Consider the following 20452-nt stretch of genomic DNA (forward strand, 5'->3'; position numbering starts at 1 on the left):
CTTCGCGCCGGCCTTTTTGTTTGCGTGGCCGCCTTGTTGCGCAGCCGAGCGCGCCGGACCAGTACATCGATCTCGGCAAGGTCGCGCCGATCCAGTACACGCCCGCGATCAACGATCGCTCGGAATGGAAGGACACGTTCCACACCGTCAAGCTCGGCATCAATTACCACTTCAACGCGCCGAGCCCGGTCGTATCAGCGAAATACTGAGCTACCGGCAGTCGCGCGCCGCACCCGCACAGCGAACACAAGAGCCGGCCTTGCGCCGGCTTTTTTCCTGCGAGCAAGCGCACGCCTCGCGCGGGCCATTTTCCGTGCATTGTGGTTTCACGGATACACAACTTCCAAGATTTCTATGTAGAAACACCTGATCGTCACACGACACTGCTGTGACGTTCCCTTCAATGTTTGAAGGGACAACAAGAAAATGGGACTGGGACTTGAAAATCAGGAATGTTTTGCTGGCATCGGCCGGCATGTTTGCCCTCAGCGCAATTGCACCGGCAATGGCCGCCGATATGGCAGCCCGCGCGCCTTACGTGAAGGCTCCGCCGCCGGCCGCGATCTACAACTGGACCGGCTTCTACATCGGCGGCTTCGGTGGCTATGCCAGCGAGGAGTCCGGCAATCCGAAGATGGAAGGCGGCTTCGCCGGCGGCACCATCGGCTACAACTGGCAGACCAGCAACATCGTGTACGGCCTCGAGGCCGACGGCGCGTGGGCTGACGTCGACGCTTCGGCCAGCACGCTCGGCGTCACCGTGAAGAGCAAGGTCGACGCGCTCGGCACCGTGCGCGGCCGCATCGGCTTCGCCGTCGACAAGGTGCTGTTCTACGGCACCGGCGGCTACGCCTGGGTCGACAACAAGATCAGCGTCAGCGCGCTCGGCGTGACCGCTTCGCAGAGCAACTTCCACTCCGGCTGGACCGTCGGCGCCGGCATCGAGGCGTTCATCGCGCCGCAGTGGTCGGTCAAGGGCGAGTATCTGTATCGCAGCCTCGGCAGCGAGACCTACTTCGGCGTGCCTTCCCCCGACCTCAATCTGCACAGCGTCCAGTTCGGCGTGAACTATCACTTCGGCGGCCCGATCGTCGCCAAGTACTGAGCAGAGTACTGGATTCAAGCAATCATCCGATCTCGGAAAGGCCGGCCTCGCGCCGGCCTTTTTGCGTCTGGGAACCCGTCCTGCTGACGGCTGCTGCCATCAGGCAAACTATCCGTTGATGGTCTCAACTCAGCACTGGAAATCTGCCGCCGTTCTTCCTACGTTCCAGTCTTCTCACCCATCGGCGCAAGGTCCCGGCAGCACCGGCGATGCGCGCCCAAAAGGCGCCCGATCATGCGCCCGGAAATGTCGCTATGGATGAAGTGCTCAAGGCGAAGCGCCAACAGACCGCCGGCTCCTCATCGCGCGCCATCACGATCCGCGGCGCGCGCGAACACAATCTGAAGAACATCGACGTCGAGATTCCGCGCGACAAGCTCGTGGTGTTCACCGGCCTGTCCGGCTCCGGCAAGTCGTCGCTCGCATTCGACACCATCTATGCCGAGGGCCAGCGCCGCTACGTCGAGTCGCTGTCGGCCTATGCGCGCCAGTTCCTCGAGATGATGCAGAAGCCGGATGTCGACCAGATCGACGGCCTGTCGCCGGCGATCTCGATCGAGCAGAAGACCACGTCGAAGAACCCGCGCTCCACCGTCGGCACCGTCACCGAGATCTACGACTATATGCGCCTGTTGTGGGCGCGCGTCGGCGTGCCCTATTCGCCGGCCACGGGGCTGCCGATCGAGAGCCAGATCGTCTCGCAGATGGTCGACCGCGTGCTGGCGCTGCCGGAAGGCACCCGCCTCTATCTGCTGGCGCCGGTCGTGCGCGGCCGCAAGGGCGAGTACAAGAAGGAGCTCGCCGAGTACCTCAAGAAGGGTTTTCAGCGCGTCAAGATCGACGGCACCTTCCATGAGCTGTCCGAGGCGCCCGCGCTCGACAAGAAATTCCCGCACGACATCGACGTCGTGGTCGACCGCATCGTGGTGCGCCCCGACCTCTCCCAGCGCCTCGCCGAAAGTTTTGAGACCGCGCTGAAGCTCGCCGAGGGCCTCGCCGTGATCGAATACGCCGACGCGCCGGCGGCGGCACCGGCTGAGGACAAGAAGAAGACCGCAAAAATCCACGACAAGAGCGGGCCCGAGCGCATCCTGTTCTCGGAGAAGTTCGCTTGCCCGGTGTCCGGCTTCACGATCCCGGAGATCGAGCCCAGGCTCTTTTCGTTCAACAACCCCTATGGCGCCTGCCCGGCGTGCGGCGGCCTCGGCGTCGAGCAGCATATCGACGAGGACCTGGTCATCCCCGACAAGGAGCTGACCTTGCGCAAGGGCGCGATCGCGCCGTGGGCGAAATCGTCCTCGCCCTATTACATCCAGACCCTGACCGCGCTCGGCAAGCACTACAAGTTCACGCTCGACACCAAGTGGAAGGACCTGACCAAGAAGGTGCAGGCCGCGCTGCTGCACGGCTCCGGCGACGACGAGATCAAGTTCTCCTATGAGGACGGCGTCCGCTCCTACGACACCAAGAAGCCCTTCGAGGGCGTCGTCACCAACATCAACCGCCGCTACCGCGAAACCGAGAGCGAATGGGCGCGCGAGGAGCTCGGCAAGTATTTCTCCGACGTGCCCTGCGCCGGCTGCAACGGCTATCGGCTGAAGCCGGAGGCGCTGTGCGTCAAGATCGGCGGCAAGCACATCGGCGAGATCTCCGAGCTCTCGGTCAGGCGCGCCGGCGAATGGTTCGAGACCGTGCCGGAAGCGCTGAATGCGCAGCAGAACGAGATCGCGACGCGCATCCTGAAAGAGATCCGCGAGCGCCTGACCTTCCTGCTCGACGTCGGCCTGAACTATCTGACGCTGTCGCGTTCGTCAGGCACGCTGTCCGGCGGCGAGAGCCAGCGCATCCGCCTGGCCTCGCAGATCGGCTCGGGCCTGACCGGCGTGCTCTACGTGCTGGACGAGCCGTCGATCGGCCTGCACCAGCGCGACAATGCCCGCCTGCTCGACACGCTGAAGCGGCTTCGCGACCTCGGCAACACCGTGGTCGTGGTCGAGCATGACGAGGACGCCATCCGGCTCGCCGACTATGTGCTCGATATCGGACCCGGCGCCGGCATGCATGGCGGCCACATCGTCGCCGAAGGCACGCCCGACCAGATCATGCGCAACCCGAAATCGCTGACCGGCAAGTACCTCACCGGCGAGCTTTCGGTTCCCGTGCCCGACCGGCGGCCGCCGAACCACCGGCGCACCATCAAGGTCATCAACGCCCGCGGCAACAATCTGAAGAACGTCTCGGCCGAGATCCCGCTCGGCCTGTTCACCTGTGTCACCGGCGTCTCCGGCGGCGGCAAGTCGACCTTGCTGATCGACACGCTCTACAAGTCGATCGCGCGCAAGCTGAACAACGCCAGCGAAGGCGCGGCCCCGCACGACCGCATCGAGGGCCTCGAGCACATCGACAAGATCATCGACATCGACCAGTCGCCGATCGGCCGCACCCCGCGCTCGAACCCCGCGACCTATACCGGCGCCTTCACGCCAATCCGCGAATGGTTCGCCGGCCTGCCCGAGGCGAAGGCGCGCGGCTACGAGCCCGGGCGCTTCTCCTTCAACGTCAAGGGCGGCCGCTGCGAGGCCTGCCAGGGCGACGGCGTCATCAAGATCGAGATGCACTTCCTGCCCGACGTCTACGTCACCTGCGACACCTGCAAGGGTAAGCGCTACAACCGCGAGACGCTGGAGGTGCTGTTCAAGGGCAAGAGCATCGCCGACGTGCTGGACATGACGGTCGAGGAAGCCGCCGAGTTCTTCAAGGCGGTGCCACGGGTGCGCGAGACGTTCCAGACCCTGCACCGCGTCGGTCTCGACTACATCCATGTCGGCCAGCAGGCGACCACGCTGTCCGGCGGCGAGGCCCAGCGCGTCAAGCTGGCGAAGGAGCTGTCAAAGCGAGCCACCGGCCGCACGCTCTACATCCTGGACGAGCCGACCACCGGCCTGCACTTCCACGACGTCGCAAAACTGCTCGAGGTGCTGCACGAGCTGGTCGCCCAGGGCAACACGGTTGTCGTGATCGAGCACAATCTCGAAGTCATCAAGACCGCCGACTGGGTGATCGACCTCGGCCCCGAAGGCGGCGACGGCGGCGGCGAGATCGTCGCCTGGGGCCCGCCCGAGGACATCGTCAAGGCGCCGAGGAGTTACACCGGCAAGTTTCTGGCGCCGGTGCTGAAGAAGGCGAACAGCAAGCCGAGGAAGAGCTCAGCGAGCGAGGCGGCGGAGTAGTTTAAGAAGAGTTTGTCCCGCCCCAAGCAGGTCGAAGCACTTCTAGCTGGTCTTTTAATGGGCGTTGACTGGTTCCGCAGGCAGTCCTGGTCGCAAGAAGATCAGACCGAATTTTGGCACCGCTTGAACAGAGCGCGGGAACAAAATCGGCCGCAGTATGTCTTTGTCCAAGGTTACACATTGATGGAGACCGGACCTCAATACCACGCCGGTGCGATAGACCTTTTTGATTATGTGATCGATCGCTACCCCGATTCGACCAGCTTCGTACAAGCGCTCTCCGCAAAAGCCGATTGTCTTGTAGCGTCGGGGAACGTTGAGGGCGCCCTAGCTTACTATGAGCGCGCGATCCAGAGGATGCGTACCAAGCCAAATGTTCAGACTTGGGCATGGCTTGAGTTTGCGTGGATTGTCGCGACGAGCGAACTCTCCAACCACTACGAGACGGCGCTTGCGACATTTGATGAGTTCGGGCGTCAACCGCCGCTGTTCCCAGTAGTTGCATTCCGCGTCTGCGGTAGCCGCGCCCTCATTCAGAGCGCTTGCGGGCTGACCGACTTGGCCAAGGACGCCGCAAGCGCGGCTCTTGCTGCAGCGGACAAAGAGGTCTCTGGACTGCGGTATCATCCGAAGCTTGGCATCGTAGGATCAAGTTACGACGAGGTCAGGGCGCGACTCGCCGCGATTGCATAGCAAGTAGCCCGGAGGAGCGGAGCGACATCCGGGGCCTCTTATCAACGACAACGGATGATCCCGCATGTCGCTTCGCTCATGCGGACTACAACGTCCGGGCACCCTCACCTCCGCGCTCCACCGCCCAATAGTTCGGGTGCGATTACGATCGCGAGCGGTCGCCCTAGCATGTAGCCCGGATGAATTCGTACAGGGTGGGCTGGCGAAGCGTAATACGCCGACCCTTCGCAAAACTGCGGCGGGTACGCCTATGTCTAATTAGCTAACCCGCCCTACGCACTGCCTCAGTTCCCACGGTACGTGGCTATCTGCCAGACGTTTGCCCAGGAATCCCGCACCGTCGCTCGTCTGTCCCCATAAGGCGTATCCGCAGGCATCTCGATCGATTCAGCTCCTGCTACAATCGCCCGCCGATAGGTCTCGTCCGTGTTCTCAACGTACACATAGAGAAAGGCCGGCATGGCCTCGCGGACGCCTCCACCGTCGCTGATCAGGATAATCGAGTCTCCGATCCGCATTTCCGTTGGCGCTCCGGACCGGACTTCGCCTTTCGCATCAAAAACGTCTCTCAGGAATCCGGCCAAGCCGGCGAGGTCGCGCGTGACAATTCTCGGTATCACGGAAGGCCAGCCGACGGGTTTGAATTGGGTCATGGGTCTGCCTTTGACTAGGCCACGACGATGCGTCGTGGATCAGAGCGGTAGCCCGGATGAGCGAAGCGACATCCGGGGGCTCTGGCAGCCGCCGACGACCGTCCCGCATATCGCTTCGCTCATGCGGGCTACAACAACCGCCACTCACCAGCGCGCTACACCGCCCAATAATTCGGGTGCGTGTAGGCGTGCGAGCGGTCGCCCCAGTCGAATTCGTCGCCGTCGAACTCGGACGGGCCGGTGCGCAGATCGTCCAGCGTCACCTCGGCCTCGAAGGCCTGGCGCGCGGGATCGAATTTCAAGGCAGTCCACCGAACTGGATAATGGTGGTGACTGCTGAGCACGCCGCCGGTCTTGATCACGGCGTAAGCCACCGTTCCGCTCACCTTGTCGAGCATCAGCCGCTCGATCGATCCGAGTTTTGAGCCATCGCGCCCGTAGACGCAGACGTGCTCGACCCGGTCACTGGGCACCAAGGTATGATGCATGGCATCCTCCCTACTTCCCTGGTTCAGCTGACATTATAGCACCAGAGCACGCCGGATGTGCAGAGATCGCATCCATCGGCGCGCCAAACCCGCCTGCTCACCGCCGCGACTTCACCCACCGCAGCCAATCCGTTAGCGGACGCCCCGATGCCTTCGCGGCGATTCCCGACCTTGAGCCGTCAAGCAAATTCGGCGGCGCCTTGATCCAGCGCAAAGTCCGGGACGGTCTTTTCGTCTACTGATTCATCCAATCTTCTGCGTGGATCACTGCCATGGTCATCGACATTCTGTCCCGGGAACACCGCAATATCGAACGGCTGCTTACCGTTCTTGAGCACGAGCTGGACATCTTCGATCACGCCGGCCGGCCGGACTATGAGGTGATCGGCAGCGTCATCGCCTATTTCGAGGTCTACACAGAACTCTATCATCACCGGCAGGAAGATCTGATTTTCGCCAAGCTACAGCTCCGCGATCCGGTCGCTGCCGCGAGAATCGGCGATCTCGCGCGCGAGCATCAAAAGGGCTCCGATCGCCTGCACCGCGTCGCGCATGCCGTCGCCAATGTGCGCGCCGGGGCCGAAATTCCGCGCGAGAATGTCGACGCCATCATCCGCGATTTCCTGGCGCACGAGCGGCGGCACATCATGATGGAAGACCGCGATTTCTTCCCGACCGCGGTCAAGGCATTGACGGCGCAGGACTGGGCCGAAATCGCGTCCGCCCTGTCCCCGCACAAAGACCCGTTGTTTAGCGATGTGACCGAAGCGCGATTCGACGTCCTGCGCGACCACATCATGGAGCTGGAGAAGGAGGCGGAAGCCGAGCGGCATTAGCCACCATGCCGGGCGGCTGCCGGCACATCGACCGACATCTCACCGATTACAATCCAATCCATTTCCGGAGCCTCTCATGATGGGAATGAAATTCGGCGCTGCCTGGTCTGTCGGCAGCGTCGCGCTCGCCGCCGCCTTGCTCGCGACATCTCCGGCGCCGGTCCGGGCGATGGACGGTGACCCGTTCGCGGGCCAGGCCATCTTCCAGCGCACTTGCGTGAACTGCCATTCGCTCGATGTCGGCGTGAACAAGGTCGGCCCGAGCCTGTGGCACGTTGTTGGCCGCCAGCCGGCGTCGGTCCAGGGATTCGACTATTCGGACGCCATGCGCGGCAACAAGACGCCCTGGGACGCGGCGGCGCTCGATACCTACCTCGCCGATCCCCGCGGTGACGTTCACGGTGCGAAGATGTTCTTCAAGGGGCTGCCCGACGCCCATGATCGCGCCGACGTCATTGCCTATCTGAAGACCGCGCGCTGAAACTCGCAGCGCGTGTGCGATGAAGGAGCCCGCATGTCGCTTCGCTCAGGTGGGCTACCGGCCGCAGCTACTCCGTCCGCCTCAGAAACGTCCCGAACGCCCTTGGGCCGTCGCCGACCTTCACCTCGCCGACCACCTTCAGCTCGGCGGCATCGATCACGCTGAGTGTGTTGCTCTCCCAGTTCGCGACCATGATGCGCTTGCCGTCGGCGGTCGCCTCGATGCCCTCGGGGTAGTCGCCGACCGCGATCCGCTTCACGGGCTGCAAGGTCGCAAGGTCGAACACGCTGACCTTGCCGTCATACTGGTCGGTGACGAAACCGCGGCCCTGCGCCAGCGCCACGGCATAGGGGCGCAGGCCGACATGGACGCGGCCGATCTCGCGCGCGGTTAAGATGTCGATCACCGAGACGTCGTTGGAGCCGACATTGGCGGTGTAGGCGCGCTTGCCTTCGGCATCGATGGTGACGCCGAACGGACGGGTCCCAACCTTCACGACCCCTCGCCGCTCGTGCGCGGAAATGTCTGTGATCGACACGCTGTCGTCGTCGCGATCCGCCGAGAGCAGCAGCCGCCCGTCCGGCGTCACGGCAAGTCCGGACGGCGAAGCGCCGACCGCAAGACTGGCGACGACCCGCCGCTCCCCGGCATCGATCACCCGCACCGCGGCAGCGTACCAGTCGGCGACATAGACGGTTGCGCCGTCGGGTGCCACCGCGATGCCGAGCGGCCCGCCGCCGACCTCGACCCGGCCGACCACCCTCCGCTCCGACGCGTCGACCACCGTGACCGCCTTGGCATCCGGGCTCGTCACATAGGCGAAGCGGCCGTCATGGCTGACGGCAACGCCTGCCGGCTTGCCGCCGATCGCGATCGTCGCGACCGGCTTCGAGGTCGAAAGATCGACGATTGTGAGACCGTCGCTGAGCTGGTTGGTGACAAAGGCCTCCTCGGCCCGCGCACCACTGAGACTGGCGAGCAGCGCGATCGCGCGCACGCTCAGCTGCCGCTCTCGATCTTCTTCTTCAGCGCCGCCAGCCCGCCCCGGTAGAGCTCGCTCACCGCCTTCACCGCGGCCTCGTCGTTCAGCTCCGGCGGCGGATCGTTGTTCGGAAAGCCGCGATAGAACGCGCCGGCCCATTCCAGCTTCGCCTTGCCGCCGGGCGCCGGCGACACCGACAGCGTCGAGGAGTAATTGGTGACCGGCAGCACCTTCACGTCGACAGCCGTGATGCGGTACGAATAGCTCATCATCTCGGGCTCGTATTTGTAGAGTTCCTCGTCAATGGTAATGCCGGGCGCCAGTGTCAGCCGCCGCGTGGCGCCGATCTCGTTGCCCTTCTCGCCCTCGGTCTTGGCGACACCGGCAAGCCAGCTCATGTCCTGGAAATTGCCGATCACCGCCCACACCTTGGCCTGCGGCGCATCGATCTCGATAGATTCGCGCACCTTCTGGCGGGTCGGCCCATGGGCCCAGGCGGCCCCCAATACGGCCAATGCCGCCACCACGACGCCAACCTTCGCGATCGTCGATCTCATCCTTGGTCTCTCCCGATGTCCGTCGGTCATGCGCCGCCTGGCGCATGCCGCAGTTTATGGTTCGAGGTTCTAGACTAGATCGGGGGCCGGCTTCTTGCACCAGAGCGAAGTCGCCGCCGACGGGCTTCCTCGGGAGGCAAGCCAGCCGGGATCGGCGTCAATCCGCGATCGCCGCCTCGACGAACCCCTTCGGGTCGTCGCAGAACTCCCGCATCAGCCGGTAGTGATCGGTCTCCCGCAGCCTGACCGGCTCGAGCCCGTATTTGCTCAGCCGCAGCAGCGTCGCGTCGGGATAGGCCATCAGAACCGGCGCATGCGTCGCCATGATCACCTGGCAGTGGCCGGTGCCGTTCATCCGGTGCAGCAGCTTGAGGAATTCGATCTGCCGTGACGGCGACAGCGCGGATTCCGGCTCGTCGAAAATGAAGATGCCCTGCCGTTGGCAGCGCTCCTCGAAGAAACGCAGAAAGCCCTCGCCGTGGGAATGCGACAGGAAGTCCGGCGGCAACGCGCCGACGTCCTGCGCTGCCTCGTCGAGATATCGTGCAACCGAGAAGAAGCTTTCGGCGCGGAAGAACCAGCCATTGGTGACCTTGGGCAACCAGCTCGCGCGCAGCGCTGACGCCAGCGAGCCGCCCATTTTCTCCAGCGCACGACCATGGTCGATCGGCCGATAGCCCTTGCCGCCGCCGGCATCGTCATAGCCGGCCATCACGGCGATACCTTCCAGTAACGTCGATTTGCCGGTGCCGTTCTCGCCGACGATGATGGTGATCGCCTTGTCGAAGCTGAGTTCGAATTCATCGCGCAGCAGCGGCAACACGAACGGATATGCATCGCGGTTGGGAATGCGCCCGGGATCGAGCCAGACCCGCCTCAGGTACGGCGCGGGCATGTTGATCGGGCGGTGTCGTGCTCTGGCCATCGGCGCGGATCCGGGGAAACAACGGCAGGTGGCCCACCTTATATGATAGGAGCCCGCAGCAATCCTAGATGGCCCGATGTCCCATGCCTAGCAAAGCTTACGCCCGCTTCCGCGAGGCGATCCTCACCGAGCAGCAAGTGGTTTGCATCTATGACGGTCGGCCGCGCGAGCTCTGCCCGCATATCATCGGCCACAACAAGAGCGGTGAAGAGGTCGTGCTGGCGTGGCAGTTCGCCGGCGGCAGTTCGGGCAAGCTGCCGCAATGGCGCTGCCTGCGGCTTGCCCAGGTCAGCGCGATCAGCTTGCGCAAGGGCCGCTGGCACGAGGGCGGATCGCACCGCACCGAGCAGACCTGTGTCAGCGCGATCGACCTCGACATCAACATCCATGTCCGCAAGCGTCGGTAATGCCCCTGCCACTATGTCGCGAGAATGCCGGCGTGTGACGCACCAGCCGCGCCGCACACTCGCCGTCGTCCCGGCGCAAGCCGGGACCTATAACCAGCAATCCTGCTAGTTGTGCGATGCCGGAACGACGAGTCCCGTCAACAGCATCTGCTGCGGCGTATGGGTCCCGGCCTTCGCCGGGACGACAGAGGAAGACGCGGCGCGATATCGGCTCCAGCGAACGCCAGGACGACGTGTGGAGGGGGGCGCCCTACGGCCGCTCCGCCTCCTCCAGCACTTCCAGCACCAGCTCCATCGTCATCAGCACGGGATTGTCGCCGCGCACCAGGCGTCCCTCGGCGACGCCGCCGAGATAGTCGACCAGCGCGACGTCGAGACTGGCGCGCACCCGACGATTGGCGTCAGGCGCGATCTGCCCCGCGGTCACCGCGAGCTCGGTCGCGAACGGCACCACGCTGTGGCCCTCGCTGAAGACCGCGCCGATGGTCGAGCCGACGCCGCCATGCAGCCGCGCGCGCAGGATGCCGTGCTGGCGACAGAAGCCTTCCAGCGCACAGGCGAAATCCTGGTTCGGCCGCAGCCGCAACGCGAAGGCATGGCTCGTGGTCTTCGCCCCGCGCGGCGCGCAGGCGACCGGACCGAACAGCTTGAAATTGGTCTCGCTGTCGGGTTCGGCCAGGAACGTCGCACCGTCGATGCCGAACGCGTTGACCTCGAACGGCTCGGCGACGATGGTCTCGTCCGGCAGCATGTGTCCGCCGTTGAAGCGGCCGTCGGCCTCGGTCCACAATCCGTGGCAGTGGAAGAACGGCGCACCGTCGCGCTCGCCGAAGGTCAGCGCCGCGAGCTTGAGCCGTGTCACGCCATCGGGACGGAACGTGTCGCTGTAGAACGCGGCGTTGACGCCGTCTTTCGACAGCGCCGGCATCACATAGGCGAACGGGCCGAGCGCGCCCCCCTTGGCGCTCAGCACGCCGCCGGAAAAACCCTCCGCCGCAAAGCCGCGGCGCACGGCTTCGAGGAAGGGAATGCCGGCTTCCAGCACGAATGAAAAGGCGCGGCCGCGCGCGGTGACCCATTGGATGCGCTCGGGTATGGGAGCGCCGGGCTGGGCGATGCTGCGCATCGCCTCAGGCGCCCGTCGATTTGGCGATCACCTCGAGCAGCCCGCGCGCCTCGAGCTCGTCGCGGATCAGCCGCTTCGGCACCTTGCCGTAGCCGGACTTCGGCAGCGCCTCCCAGAAGAAGAAGCGCTTCGGCATCTTGTAACGCGGCACCTTCGGCGCGAGATAGGCGGCAAGCTCCGCCTCCCCCACCTCGTCGACGCCCTCGCGCGCGACGCAGACGGCGATACCGACCTCGCCCCAGAAGGGATCGGGCACGCCGAGCACAGCAACCTCGCCGACCGCGGGATGCGTCAGCAGTTTCTCCTCGATCTCGCGCGGATAGATGTTGGAGCCGCCGGAGATGTACATGTCGGAGGCGCGGCCGGTGATGTAGACAAAGCCCTCCTCGTCCATGTGGCCGAGGTCGCCGGTGCGAAACCAGCCGTCGCGGAACGCCTTCGCATTGGCCTCGGGGTTGTCGTAATAGCCGGCGAACACGCCGGGGCCGATCACGCAGATCTCGCCGGTCTCGAGCGGCTTCAGCTCGCGGCCGTCGTCGCCCTGGATCGAGACCTGCATGCCGGTGCGCTCGAAACCGCAGGTGCCGATCCGCGCATGCGGTCCGTCCTCGGGATCGTGCAGGCCGGGCGGCAGCACGGTGATGTTGCCGGTGACCTCGCCAAGGCCGAAATACTGCACCAGCACACCGCCGAGCTTGTGCAGCGCCGCCTTCTGGTCCTCGCGATACATCGGCGCGCCGGCATAGATGATGTAGCGCAACGAGGAATGGTCGTGCTGATCGGCGGCGGGATGCTCGACCATCATCTTCAGGATGGTCGGCACCGTGAACATGTTGCTGATGCGGTATTTGGCGATCAGACGGAACGCCTCGGCGATGTCGAATTTCTCCGACGGCAGCAGGATCGTCGGCACGCCGCGCGCGGCCTGCACCAGCTGATGCACGCCGGCGCCATGCGACAGCGGCGCCACCACCAGCGAGGCGTCCTGTTCGGTGGTGCCGGGCATCAGGTCGGCGAGATGGTTGGTGATCACGAAGGCCATCTGGCCGTGGGTCAAGACCGCGGCCTTGGAGCGGCCGGTGGTGCCGGAGGTGAAGAAGAACCAGCAGGGATCGTCGTATTCGACCGGGGTGTTCTCGACGACAGCGCTGGCATGCTTGGCGATGACGTCGCCGACGGTGGCCTCGCCGAACGTGCCCTCCTCGCCGATGCGCCAGACGAATTCGAGCGCGGGATTGGCGGCCGCCTTGGCGTGCTCGGGGAAGTCGGCGTGGCACAGAAACGCCTTGGCACCGGAGGCCGCCGCCAGATAGGCGACCTCGTCGGGCATCAGGCGGAAATTGGTCGGCACCCAGACCGCGCCGAGCCGGAAGGCCGCGAACATCGACCAGAACATTTCGTCGCAGTTCTTGGAATGCACTAGGATGCGGTCGCCCTTGCCGATCCCGCGCGCGGCGAGCGCCGCCGCCAGCGCCGAGACGTTCTGGTCGATATGGCGCCAGGGCCAAGCCTTCTCGTTCCAGATGAAGCCGGGACGATCGCCGTGCCGGCGTGCGTTCTGGGTCAGGATGTAGGCGAGGTTCATCACCCGGCGCGACACCCGCGCGATCCCGCCGCGCGGCGCGGTCGCCTCGGTCCCGCTCATTGCCGCCCCGCCGATACGCACAACAGACAGGGCATGGTCAGAACGGTCATCGGGTGTTTCCTCGGTCAGAACCGGGCGTCTTCAAGCGCCGCAAGGGATTGGTGCCACCCGGTTTATCGCCAAGCGGCGCGCCTCGGCAAGGCCCGCCGGGCGCGGCGCGATGATACCGCGCCGACGGCTGCCGCCCCTGACGCCTGCCGGGACCGCTATTGCGGATGTTTGGCCAGGTCCTGCTCGCTCAGGTTCCAGTCCTGCCAGAGCTGCAAGGCGCCGATCAGGGCGACCAGCCCGCCGAGCAGGATGTGCCAGAGTTGCAGCGCCTGGTCTTCCGAATAGCCGAAGATGTTCGGCGACGCGATCAGCCAGAGGCCGAGCACGATGCTCGCCACCTCCTCCCAGCGATGCAGCGCGACATATTCGAGCTGGGCGAGGCCCAGCACCAGCATGCCGACCACGAAGCAGTTGAGCACCAGGTGGCTGCGCTCGACATCGACGACGTCGCTGACCTGGATCGGAAACCAGGGCGAGACCATGATCAGCACGCCGAGCAGCATGCCGAGCCAGTCCTCCCAGGGGCGGTGTGTGCCGAAGAAACGATTGTCCGACATGACGAACCTCCTTGCGACAAGGGGCATACGTCAGCGGCCGGCCTCACCACTCGGTACCAAACGACCATTGGGCCGCATCCGGGGGCGTATGTCTGGGAACAAGCCTAATCGAATTGCATCGGCCCGCAAGGCCCGATCGGCGTATGTGCGATGCGGCAGGATCGAGGGCGCCCGGCACCGCGCGTCAGCGCCCCCCGCCGAGCCGCGCCAACGCCTCCCTGGCGGACTTCAGATCGGGCTGCAGCTCCAGTGCCTTGCGAAAATCGGCCGCCGCGCCCTTCTTGTCGCCGAGCCGCAGCTTGGCCTGGCCGCGGTTGTTCCAGGAATAGACGTCGGCGGAATCGTATTGCAGCGCCTTGTCATAATCGGCGAGCCCGCCCTTGTTGTCGCCCTGAAAGAGCCGGATCATGCCGCGGTTGCGCCAGCCGCGCGCATCGGTCGGCGCAATCTTCGCCGCCTCGCCGTAGTCCGCGGCGGCGCGATCGAGCTGCTCGGTGTCGCGATAGACATTGCCGCGGTTGATGTAGGCGAGCGCGTTGGGCTCGAGCTTGATCTCGGTGGTGTAGTCGGCGATCGCATGCGCCGCGTCGCGCTTGCGGTAATAGACGAAGCCGCGATTGCCATAGGCCGCGGCGAGCTGCGGGTTGTATTTGATGGCGAGGCTGAGATCGGCCAGCGCACGGTCGAGATCGCCCTTGTTGAGCCAGGCATCGCCGCGATTGTTGTAAGCCAGCGCGAAGGCCGGATCGATGCGGATCGCCTCGTCGTAATCGGCGATCGCATGGTCGAGATCGCGCCTGAACGCGTAAACCCGGCCGCGATTGGTGTAGGCGCAGGCATAGGCGGGATCGAGCTTGATCGCCTCGTTGAGGTCGGCGAGCGCGGCGTCGAGCTCGCGCTTCTCGGTCAGCCCGTGACCGCGGTTGCAATAGGCGCCGGCCAGCCGCCTGCCGGTCTCGGTCTTGCCGTCGATCACCGTGGTGCAGGCGGACACGCGGTCGCCGGGCGCCGTCGTGAGGCCGACGCAGGCCTGCCAGCTCAGATCATCGCCGGCGGCGGCTTGCGGAGGATTTGGGAGCGTCAACGCGGCGCCGAGCAATGCGGCGGTCAGGCAGGCCAAAATGCGCATCTCGTCAATCCACAAATGTCAATTCGCGGGTTGGTCGCGGCTTTGCACCGGCTGGTTCACGGGATTAGATCAAGGCCTGTGAATCAACCGGGATTTTGCGATGGCTGCCGTCCGCGACAACAAGGCCGAGAGGCGCTTCGAGCTCGATACCGAGGGCGGCACAGCCTTTGCGAATTACCGGCAGACGCCCTCGGCCGTCATCATCACCCATACCGAGACACCGCGCGCCCTGCGCGGGCGCGGCATCGCATCGGAGCTGGTCAAGGGCGCGCTGGAGCTGATCCGTGCCGACGGCCACAAGGTGATCGCCGGCTGCAGCTTCGTGGTGGACTACCTCGACAAGCATCCGGAATACGCGGATCTTGCCGGGTAGCGCCGCGTTCATCAGACGATCTTGATCGACATGTCCGGCAGGCCCTCGAGCTTGCAGAGCAGCACGTCGCCCTTGACGACCGGGCCGACATTCTCCGGCGTTCCGGAATAGATGATGTCGCCGGCTTTCAGCTCGAAGGCCTCGGAGAGCTTTGCGATCTGCTCGGCGACGCTCCAGATCATGTTCTTCAGATCCGAGCTCTGCCGCACCGTGCCGTTGACCGCGAGCGAGATTGCGCCCTGCGTGAAATGGCCGGTCTTATCAGCCGGATGGATCGGCCCGAGTACCGCCGCATGGTCAAAGCTCTTGCCGATCTCCCACGGCTTCTTCTCCGCGGCCATGCCGTTCTGCAGATCGCGCCGCGTCATGTCGAGGCCGAGGGCGTAGCCGTAGACGTGATCGAGCGCCTTGTCGGCGGGGATGTTGGCGCCGCCGGACTTCAGCGCGGCGACCAGCTCGACCTCGTGGTGATAGTTCTTGGTCAGCGACGGATAGGGATGATCGGCGACCGTGCCGATCGCGACATTCTGGATCGCATCCGTCGGCTTCTGGAAGAAGAACGGCGGCTCGCGGCTCGGATCGGAGCCGCGCTCGATCGCGTGCGCGGCGTAGTTGCGGCCGATGCAGTAGATGCGGCGGACCTGGAACACTTCGGTGGCGCCGACGATCGGGATCGTCACGGCCGGGACCGCAAACATCGCCTTCGGCGCGGCCTCGGCGTGGGCCGGCACAGATTGCGCGGCGGCGCCGGCCAGTGCGAGGGCGCCGGTTGCAAGCATCGTTCGGCGATCGACATCAGTCGTGGGAGTTTTCATGGGAGTTTTCATGGGCGTTCTCCTTCTTGTCCGCCGATCTATAGATGCTCGCCGGTCCATAAAAAAGGGCCCGCGCTGGCGCGGGCCCTGGCCGTGTGCGGGATGATGATCCCGTCAGTGCTTGATATCCGGGGGCAGCTTGCCGCCATTGGCCGCGAGCTTCGTCATCACCTGCTTGTGCAGCCAGATGTTCATGCTGGCGGAATCGTTGGTGTCGCCGGTGTAACCAAGCTCCTTGGCGAGCTCCTTCCGCGCCGACAGGCTGGAGTCGATGTCGAGCGCCTTCATCAGGTCGACGATCGAGGTCCGCCATTCGAGCTTCTCGCCCTTCGCGGCAACCGCCTTGTCGAGGATCGGGGCGACGTCAACGGACTGCGCGGGCGCCGCACCGGCGGGTACTGCGGCAGGAGACGGCGAGGCGCTACCGGATCCACCGGCGGGAGCTGCGCTTGTGGCCGTTCCGCCGGCGGGCGCGGCGCTGGCGCTGCTGCCGAAGATCGCGCCCATGATTTTTCCGAAAATGCTCATCGTTCGCTCCCAAGAGAGTTGAGATGTGAAGGCCACGCGGCAACGCGCCGGCTGACCGGGGTCGCAGTTCAAGTGTATCGCCCCCTCAATACCTTGCCAATGCGACATTCACCTAAGCGTGAGTGCTTTTGCCGCGGTTTGGGAGTACCCTCAGTGCACAGTTCGCGACACGGCCAGTTCCCTGCTCTGTCTTTCGCGTCTGGCTTGCTCGTGATCGCTTCGAGAGGCGGTACGTTTGTGCCCGCGTGCCGGGCGCAGAATGCGCCCGCCCAGAGGGAGACAACGACCATGGCCACGCCATACCAAGGCAATGTCACATCGATGACGCAGAGCGGACAAGGCCCCGCATCTGCGCCAGTTATCCGCACCATCGGCCTGTCCGATTTGCATCAAGCGCTACGTCTCGGCTGGGAAGACTTCAAGGCAGTACCAAGTCACGCCATCATCCTGTGTCTGATCTATCCCGTGCTCGGCATCGTGCTTGCGCGCACCGTGCACGGTTATTCTGTGCTGCCCCTGCTGTTTCCGCTGGCCGCGGGCTTTGCCCTGCTCGGCCCGTTCGCCGCGATCGGCCTTTACGAGATGAGCCGCCGCCGCGAGGACGGCGGTGAGGCATCCGCATGGGACGCCATCCAGGTATTCCGCTCGCCGTCATTCGGCGCGATGCTCGGGGTGGGAACGTTGCTATTCGCACTGTTCGTGACCTGGATCGCCACCGCGCAGGCGATCTACACCGCGGTGTTCGGCTATCAGATCGCGGCCGACATTCCCGATTTTGCCGCGCGCGTGCTGACCACCCAACAAGGCTGGTGGCTGATCGTGGTCGGTTGCAGCGTCGGCTTTCTATTCGCGCTCGTCGCGCTGTGCATCAGCGTGGTCGCCTTCCCCATGATGCTCGACCGCCAGGCAACCGCCGGCGAAGCCATGGTGACGTCGATGCGCGCCGTCGCACAGAACCCGGTGCCGATGGCGGCCTGGGGCCTGATCGTCGCGGTGTTGCTGGTGCTCGGCACGATCCCGTTCTTCCTCGGGCTTGCCGTCGTGATCCCCCTGCTCGGTCACGCCACCTGGCATCTCTATCGTGAGGTCATCGTCAAGGACCCGAACGCACGGCCGGTGATCCCCGAGCCGCGTGAGCGCAAGCCCGCCGCCGACTTCCCGGCCAACCTGTTCCCGTGGCGGCGCAGCGATCGCGGCTAAGCGCCAGTCACCCCGAACGCGTAAACGCCAAAGCAACCGCCGGCCGATTATATTCGGCCGGCGGTTTGTCGTTCCGGATCGTCAAACGGGTGTGAAATTGGCGTGGCATTTGCAGCGCTGGCCGAGATAAACGGCTCGATCACGAGCCTTGTTTTAGCCGCTGTTGCCGCGAACATACCCGCCGGGTTTCGCGACCAATCGATGACATCGCAGACTCCGGAGTGAAATTGCCTATGACCTCGCGCTTTTCCTTTCACACGCTCGCCGTCGGGGCGTGGCTGTTGACCTCGACCGCGTCTGCGCTCGCCGCCCAATGCGGCACGGGCACGTTCGAGGCCTGGCTCGACGATTTCAAGAAAGAGGCTGTGACGAAGGGCATTTCGCAGAACGCGATCCAGGCCGGGTTGAGCGGCGTCACGCAGGACAAGGCTATCCTGGCACGCGACCATTCGCAGCAGGTGTTCAGCCAGACCTTCGAGCAGTTCTCGGGTCGCATGGTGCCGCCGCGGCTCAATCGCGGCTCCGACATGATGAAGCGCTACGGCTCGGTGCTGTCGCGAATCGAGGAGGCCTACGGCGTGCCCGGCGAAATCCTGGTCGCGATCTGGGGGCTGGAGACCGATTTCGGCGTCAACACAGGCAAGTTTCCGACCCTGCGCTCGCTGGCGACGCTGGCCTATGATTGCCGCCGCTCCGACATGTTCAAGGCCGAGTTGATGGATGCGCTGCGCATCGTCGAGCGCGGCGACCTTGCGCCGCAGGAGATGCGCGGCGCCTGGGCCGGCGAGCTCGGCCAGACCCAGTTCATGCCGTCGTCCTACATCAAGTTCGCGGTCGACTTCGACGGCAACGGCAAGCGCGACCTCTTGCACAACGTGCCTGACGTGCTGGCCTCGACGGCGAACTTCCTGAAGAGTTACGGCTGGAAGAAGGGCAAAGGCTGGGAGCCCGGCAGCGAGAATTTCGCGGTCATCCAGCAATGGAACAAGAGCGAGGTGTACGCCAAGACGATCGGCTACTTCGCCACCCAGCTCGCCAAAGCCCCATAGGGTACGTCAAAAGGCCGACTGCGCCAGGCGATCGGCCTTTATCGCCTTGATCAAAGATTTACTTCGCCATGCTGGGACGCTCAGAACGATGCGCAAGTGGCCGAGAGCGTGAGGCCAACCGACTGTTGATGAAAGCGCTCCCTGTATGCGGTGCTGATCTGTGTCAAGCGTGCCAGGGTCTCCGGGGTCTCGGCAGCGATGATGCGCACGACGAAGGACGGCTCGCGTGTGATCCGGCCGGTGTCCCGGTCTCGCCACTGGCCGAAAGCCCTGAGCAAGGTCAATCCATCTGGAAAGTGCGGTGTCACCTCCCTCCGGAGGAAATCCGACCACTGGGCGTCCGATACGCGGCCATGTCCGGCGATATTACGTCCAAAGAACAGTTCGGCCTGCATCATCGACTTGCCATTGATCAGCGTGCAGGAAGTCGCCGCGCCTTCGGCGCTGGATGTGTTGGTTCCCGCAACGAGGACAAGCCACGCCGCAGCTCGGATCAGTGCGCGCATGAAGTTGGAACTGTAGCAGACCTGATGTCGCCCGGCGCGATTTCAACACGCAAAAGTAGTGCTAGAACCATCCATCATCCTTCTGCGGGCGGGCCAATCTTGCGCTAGGGGTTTTATTGACTTGTCCGCCCGCCGGCTTGGACAGGCGCGACAACGGATTGGACGAAAACGACCTGGCGGGTCGGTGTTTCTGTATACGCTTCGGCCGATAGGTCGGTGCGTTCCACCTCGGACTTCACCTGCCACAGGGGCGAACCGCGGATGGAACACACGTAGGGCGCTTTGACACAGCCCGGTCATTGGCTAGGTCGTGTGGACACTTATCGCATCCAAAGGACGATGGCTGCGAGGGTGACGACGGCGCGATAATTTCGGGCGGTCTTTTCGAAGCGGGTTGCAACGCGGCGGAACTGCTTGAGCTTTGAGAAGCAGCATTCGACGAGGTGACGCTGGGCATAGAGGTGCTTGTCCAGCGGGTATTTGAGTGCGCGTGACGGGTTGTTGGGGATGACGGCGAGCGCGCCCTTGGCGGCAATGGCTTGGCGCAAATGATCGGCGTCATAGGCCGTATCGGCCATGACGACCTCGGCAGGTAGTCCCTCGATCAATGCGGCAGCTTGCGGTGCATCGCCCTTCTGGCCTGCGGTCAGCGCGAACCGTACGGGACATCCCAAGCCACGAACGGCCATATGTATCTTGGTGCTCAGCCCCCCGCGCGAGCGGCCGATCGCCTGATCTTCAGACCCCCTTTTTTGGCGCCGGCGGCGTGCTGATGCGCCCGGACGATGGTTGAATCGACGATCAGATATTCGAAGTCCGGATCATCGGACATCGCCTCGAAGATCCGCCACCAGACGCCCTTGATGCTCCATCGACTGAAGCGCCGGAACACGCTGTTCCAATCCCCGAACGCCTCCGGGAGATCACGCCAGGGAGAGCCCGTGCGAACAATCCAAAGTACACCTTCCACGAACATCCGATTGTCGCGCCCAGTGGAGCCCTTCTGGTCGGGGCGACCTATAATCAGCGGTGCCATCCGCTCCCAAGCCGCGTCGCTCAATACCAAACGGTCCATCACACCCAAGACTGCCTCCCCAAAAGCAGTCTTGAATCTGA

General features: G+C 64.4%; 23 protein-coding genes. 10 read left to right on the plus strand and 13 right to left on the minus strand.

The annotated features are described in order from the left end of the window. The first annotated feature begins 20 nt into the window (after nt 1-20). The 4 genes from AC066Y_RS25200 to AC066Y_RS25215 all read left to right on the plus strand — a co-directional run bounded on the left by AC066Y_RS25200 (nt 21) and on the right by AC066Y_RS25215 (nt 5028). The gene (locus tag AC066Y_RS25200) at nt 21-209 is read left to right on the plus strand and encodes a hypothetical protein (protein ID WP_478276220.1); all 189 of its coding nucleotides are present in this window, start codon (nt 21-23) and stop codon (nt 207-209) included. A gap of 236 nt (nt 210-445) precedes the next feature. After that, nucleotides 446-1105, plus strand: a complete 660-nt coding sequence (locus AC066Y_RS25205) for an outer membrane protein (RefSeq protein WP_456725221.1) — start codon at nt 446-448, stop codon at nt 1103-1105. Between the two features lie 254 nt (nt 1106-1359). Then, entirely contained in the window at nt 1360-4335 is a 2976-nt protein-coding gene (gene uvrA / locus AC066Y_RS25210; RefSeq protein WP_092114062.1) for an excinuclease ABC subunit UvrA, read from the plus strand. 12 nt (nt 4336-4347) lie between these two features. Then, nucleotides 4348-5028, plus strand: coding sequence for a tetratricopeptide repeat protein (locus tag AC066Y_RS25215; protein WP_478276221.1), 681 nt, complete (start codon nt 4348-4350; stop codon nt 5026-5028). Between the two features lie 284 nt (nt 5029-5312). On the opposite strand, the gene AC066Y_RS25220 is transcribed toward AC066Y_RS25215, so the two are convergent. Then, nucleotides 5313-5681, minus strand: a complete 369-nt coding sequence (locus AC066Y_RS25220; RefSeq protein ID WP_478276222.1) for a VOC family protein — start codon at nt 5679-5681, stop codon at nt 5313-5315. 155 nt (nt 5682-5836) lie between these two features. Beyond that, a complete protein-coding gene (locus AC066Y_RS25225; RefSeq protein WP_478276223.1) occupies nt 5837-6169 on the minus strand; it encodes a PRC-barrel domain-containing protein in 333 nt (110 codons plus the stop codon). 272 nt (nt 6170-6441) lie between these two features. On the opposite strand from AC066Y_RS25225, the gene AC066Y_RS25230 reads away from it, so the two are divergent. Beyond that, entirely contained in the window at nt 6442-7005 is a 564-nt protein-coding gene (locus AC066Y_RS25230; protein ID WP_478276224.1) for a hemerythrin domain-containing protein, read from the plus strand. Nucleotides 7006-7081: 76 nt separating this feature from the next. Next, nucleotides 7082-7486 carry a c-type cytochrome gene (locus AC066Y_RS25235; protein WP_478276225.1) on the plus strand — a complete coding sequence of 135 codons (405 nt, stop codon included), beginning with the start codon at nt 7082-7084 and terminating at the stop codon, nt 7484-7486. Between the two features lie 67 nt (nt 7487-7553). On the opposite strand, the gene AC066Y_RS25240 is transcribed toward AC066Y_RS25235, so the two are convergent. The 3 genes from AC066Y_RS25240 to AC066Y_RS25250 all read right to left on the minus strand — a co-directional run bounded on the left by AC066Y_RS25240 (nt 7554) and on the right by AC066Y_RS25250 (nt 9950). Continuing rightward, complete coding sequence (locus AC066Y_RS25240; protein ID WP_478276226.1) at nt 7554-8483, minus strand: YVTN family beta-propeller repeat protein; 930 nt, start codon at nt 8481-8483, stop codon at nt 7554-7556. 2 nt (nt 8484-8485) lie between these two features. After that, nucleotides 8486-9025 carry an SRPBCC family protein gene (locus tag AC066Y_RS25245; RefSeq protein ID WP_478276227.1) on the minus strand — a complete coding sequence of 180 codons (540 nt, stop codon included), beginning with the start codon at nt 9023-9025 and terminating at the stop codon, nt 8486-8488. 157 nt (nt 9026-9182) lie between these two features. After that, the gene (locus AC066Y_RS25250; RefSeq protein ID WP_478276228.1) at nt 9183-9950 is read right to left on the minus strand and encodes an AAA family ATPase; all 768 of its coding nucleotides are present in this window, start codon (nt 9948-9950) and stop codon (nt 9183-9185) included. Between the two features lie 83 nt (nt 9951-10033). Here AC066Y_RS25250 and AC066Y_RS25255 point away from each other — a divergent pair, with 83 nt between their 5' ends. Then, entirely contained in the window at nt 10034-10357 is a 324-nt protein-coding gene (locus AC066Y_RS25255) for a hypothetical protein (protein WP_478276229.1), read from the plus strand. A 250-nt stretch (nt 10358-10607) separates the two neighbouring features. On the opposite strand, the gene AC066Y_RS25260 is transcribed toward AC066Y_RS25255, so the two are convergent. The 4 genes from AC066Y_RS25260 to AC066Y_RS25275 form a co-directional block, all read right to left on the minus strand. Beyond that, nucleotides 10608-11483, minus strand: coding sequence for a PCC domain-containing protein (locus tag AC066Y_RS25260; protein ID WP_478276230.1), 876 nt, complete (start codon nt 11481-11483; stop codon nt 10608-10610). Nucleotides 11484-11487: 4 nt separating this feature from the next. Continuing rightward, nucleotides 11488-13128, minus strand: coding sequence for an acyl-CoA synthetase (locus tag AC066Y_RS25265; RefSeq protein WP_478276231.1), 1641 nt, complete (start codon nt 13126-13128; stop codon nt 11488-11490). 206 nt (nt 13129-13334) lie between these two features. After that, nucleotides 13335-13736 carry an SPW repeat protein gene (locus AC066Y_RS25270; RefSeq protein WP_478276232.1) on the minus strand — a complete coding sequence of 134 codons (402 nt, stop codon included), beginning with the start codon at nt 13734-13736 and terminating at the stop codon, nt 13335-13337. Between the two features lie 184 nt (nt 13737-13920). After that, nucleotides 13921-14865: a tetratricopeptide repeat protein gene (locus AC066Y_RS25275; protein ID WP_478276233.1), complete on the minus strand. Its 945-nt coding sequence runs from the start codon at nt 14863-14865 to the stop codon at nt 13921-13923. Between the two features lie 100 nt (nt 14866-14965). Between AC066Y_RS25275 and AC066Y_RS25280 the strand changes: the two genes are divergently transcribed. Further along, entirely contained in the window at nt 14966-15238 is a 273-nt protein-coding gene (locus AC066Y_RS25280) for a GNAT family N-acetyltransferase (protein WP_375783159.1), read from the plus strand. A gap of 11 nt (nt 15239-15249) precedes the next feature. On the opposite strand, the gene AC066Y_RS25285 is transcribed toward AC066Y_RS25280, so the two are convergent. Then, nucleotides 15250-16065 carry a fumarylacetoacetate hydrolase family protein gene (locus tag AC066Y_RS25285; RefSeq protein WP_478276234.1) on the minus strand — a complete coding sequence of 272 codons (816 nt, stop codon included), beginning with the start codon at nt 16063-16065 and terminating at the stop codon, nt 15250-15252. Nucleotides 16066-16167: 102 nt separating this feature from the next. Beyond that, nucleotides 16168-16581, minus strand: a complete 414-nt coding sequence (locus AC066Y_RS25290; RefSeq protein ID WP_092114034.1) for a DUF3597 domain-containing protein — start codon at nt 16579-16581, stop codon at nt 16168-16170. Nucleotides 16582-16869: 288 nt separating this feature from the next. On the opposite strand from AC066Y_RS25290, the gene AC066Y_RS25295 reads away from it, so the two are divergent. Together AC066Y_RS25295 and AC066Y_RS25300 are read left to right on the plus strand one after the other, a co-directional pair. After that, nucleotides 16870-17781 (plus strand): DUF2189 domain-containing protein, encoded by a 912-nt coding sequence (locus tag AC066Y_RS25295; protein ID WP_478276235.1) that lies wholly within the window; start codon nt 16870-16872, stop codon nt 17779-17781. A 233-nt stretch (nt 17782-18014) separates the two neighbouring features. Next, complete coding sequence (locus AC066Y_RS25300) at nt 18015-18830, plus strand: lytic murein transglycosylase (protein WP_478276236.1); 816 nt, start codon at nt 18015-18017, stop codon at nt 18828-18830. Nucleotides 18831-18910: 80 nt separating this feature from the next. Here the strand turns inward: AC066Y_RS25300 and AC066Y_RS25305 are convergent, their stop codons facing one another. Both AC066Y_RS25305 and AC066Y_RS25310 read right to left on the minus strand, forming a co-directional pair. After that, the gene (locus AC066Y_RS25305) at nt 18911-19336 is read right to left on the minus strand and encodes a DUF3574 domain-containing protein (protein ID WP_478276237.1); all 426 of its coding nucleotides are present in this window, start codon (nt 19334-19336) and stop codon (nt 18911-18913) included. 320 nt (nt 19337-19656) lie between these two features. Then, nucleotides 19657-20420, minus strand: a protein-coding gene (locus AC066Y_RS25310; RefSeq protein WP_207835091.1) for an IS5 family transposase whose coding sequence is annotated in 2 segments (ribosomal slippage) — nt 19657-20082 and nt 20085-20420 — 762 coding nt in all. Because the reading frame shifts where the segments join, the coding sequence is not laid out codon by codon here. Nucleotides 20421-20452: the final 32 nt, after the last annotated feature.

The sequence above is a fragment of the Bradyrhizobium sp. USDA3010 genome (assembly GCF_056429065.1).

Excerpts from the sequence above, each read along its gene's own strand:
- uvrA (WP_092114062.1), top strand. The coding sequence starts at position 1,360 with ATGGATGAAGTGCTCAAGGCGAAGCGCCAACAGACCGCCGGCTCCTCA.
- AC066Y_RS25220 (WP_478276222.1), bottom strand. The coding sequence starts at position 5,681 with ATGACCCAATTCAAACCCGTCGGCTGGCCTTCCGTGATACCGAGAATT.
- AC066Y_RS25225 (WP_478276223.1), bottom strand. The coding sequence starts at position 6,169 with ATGCATCATACCTTGGTGCCCAGTGACCGGGTCGAGCACGTCTGCGTC.
- AC066Y_RS25230 (WP_478276224.1), top strand. The coding sequence starts at position 6,442 with ATGGTCATCGACATTCTGTCCCGGGAACACCGCAATATCGAACGGCTG.
- AC066Y_RS25235 (WP_478276225.1), top strand. The coding sequence starts at position 7,082 with ATGATGGGAATGAAATTCGGCGCTGCCTGGTCTGTCGGCAGCGTCGCG.
- AC066Y_RS25245 (WP_478276227.1), bottom strand. The coding sequence starts at position 9,025 with ATGAGATCGACGATCGCGAAGGTTGGCGTCGTGGTGGCGGCATTGGCC.
- AC066Y_RS25250 (WP_478276228.1), bottom strand. The coding sequence starts at position 9,950 with ATGGCCAGAGCACGACACCGCCCGATCAACATGCCCGCGCCGTACCTG.
- AC066Y_RS25255 (WP_478276229.1), top strand. The coding sequence starts at position 10,034 with ATGCCTAGCAAAGCTTACGCCCGCTTCCGCGAGGCGATCCTCACCGAG.
- AC066Y_RS25260 (WP_478276230.1), bottom strand. The coding sequence starts at position 11,483 with ATGCGCAGCATCGCCCAGCCCGGCGCTCCCATACCCGAGCGCATCCAA.
- AC066Y_RS25265 (WP_478276231.1), bottom strand. The coding sequence starts at position 13,128 with ATGAGCGGGACCGAGGCGACCGCGCCGCGCGGCGGGATCGCGCGGGTG.
- AC066Y_RS25270 (WP_478276232.1), bottom strand. The coding sequence starts at position 13,736 with ATGTCGGACAATCGTTTCTTCGGCACACACCGCCCCTGGGAGGACTGG.
- AC066Y_RS25275 (WP_478276233.1), bottom strand. The coding sequence starts at position 14,865 with ATGCGCATTTTGGCCTGCCTGACCGCCGCATTGCTCGGCGCCGCGTTG.
- AC066Y_RS25280 (WP_375783159.1), top strand. The coding sequence starts at position 14,966 with ATGGCTGCCGTCCGCGACAACAAGGCCGAGAGGCGCTTCGAGCTCGAT.
- AC066Y_RS25285 (WP_478276234.1), bottom strand. The coding sequence starts at position 16,065 with ATGAAAACTCCCATGAAAACTCCCACGACTGATGTCGATCGCCGAACG.
- AC066Y_RS25290 (WP_092114034.1), bottom strand. The coding sequence starts at position 16,581 with ATGAGCATTTTCGGAAAAATCATGGGCGCGATCTTCGGCAGCAGCGCC.
- AC066Y_RS25295 (WP_478276235.1), top strand. The coding sequence starts at position 16,870 with ATGGCCACGCCATACCAAGGCAATGTCACATCGATGACGCAGAGCGGA.
- AC066Y_RS25300 (WP_478276236.1), top strand. The coding sequence starts at position 18,015 with ATGACCTCGCGCTTTTCCTTTCACACGCTCGCCGTCGGGGCGTGGCTG.
- AC066Y_RS25305 (WP_478276237.1), bottom strand. The coding sequence starts at position 19,336 with ATGCGCGCACTGATCCGAGCTGCGGCGTGGCTTGTCCTCGTTGCGGGA.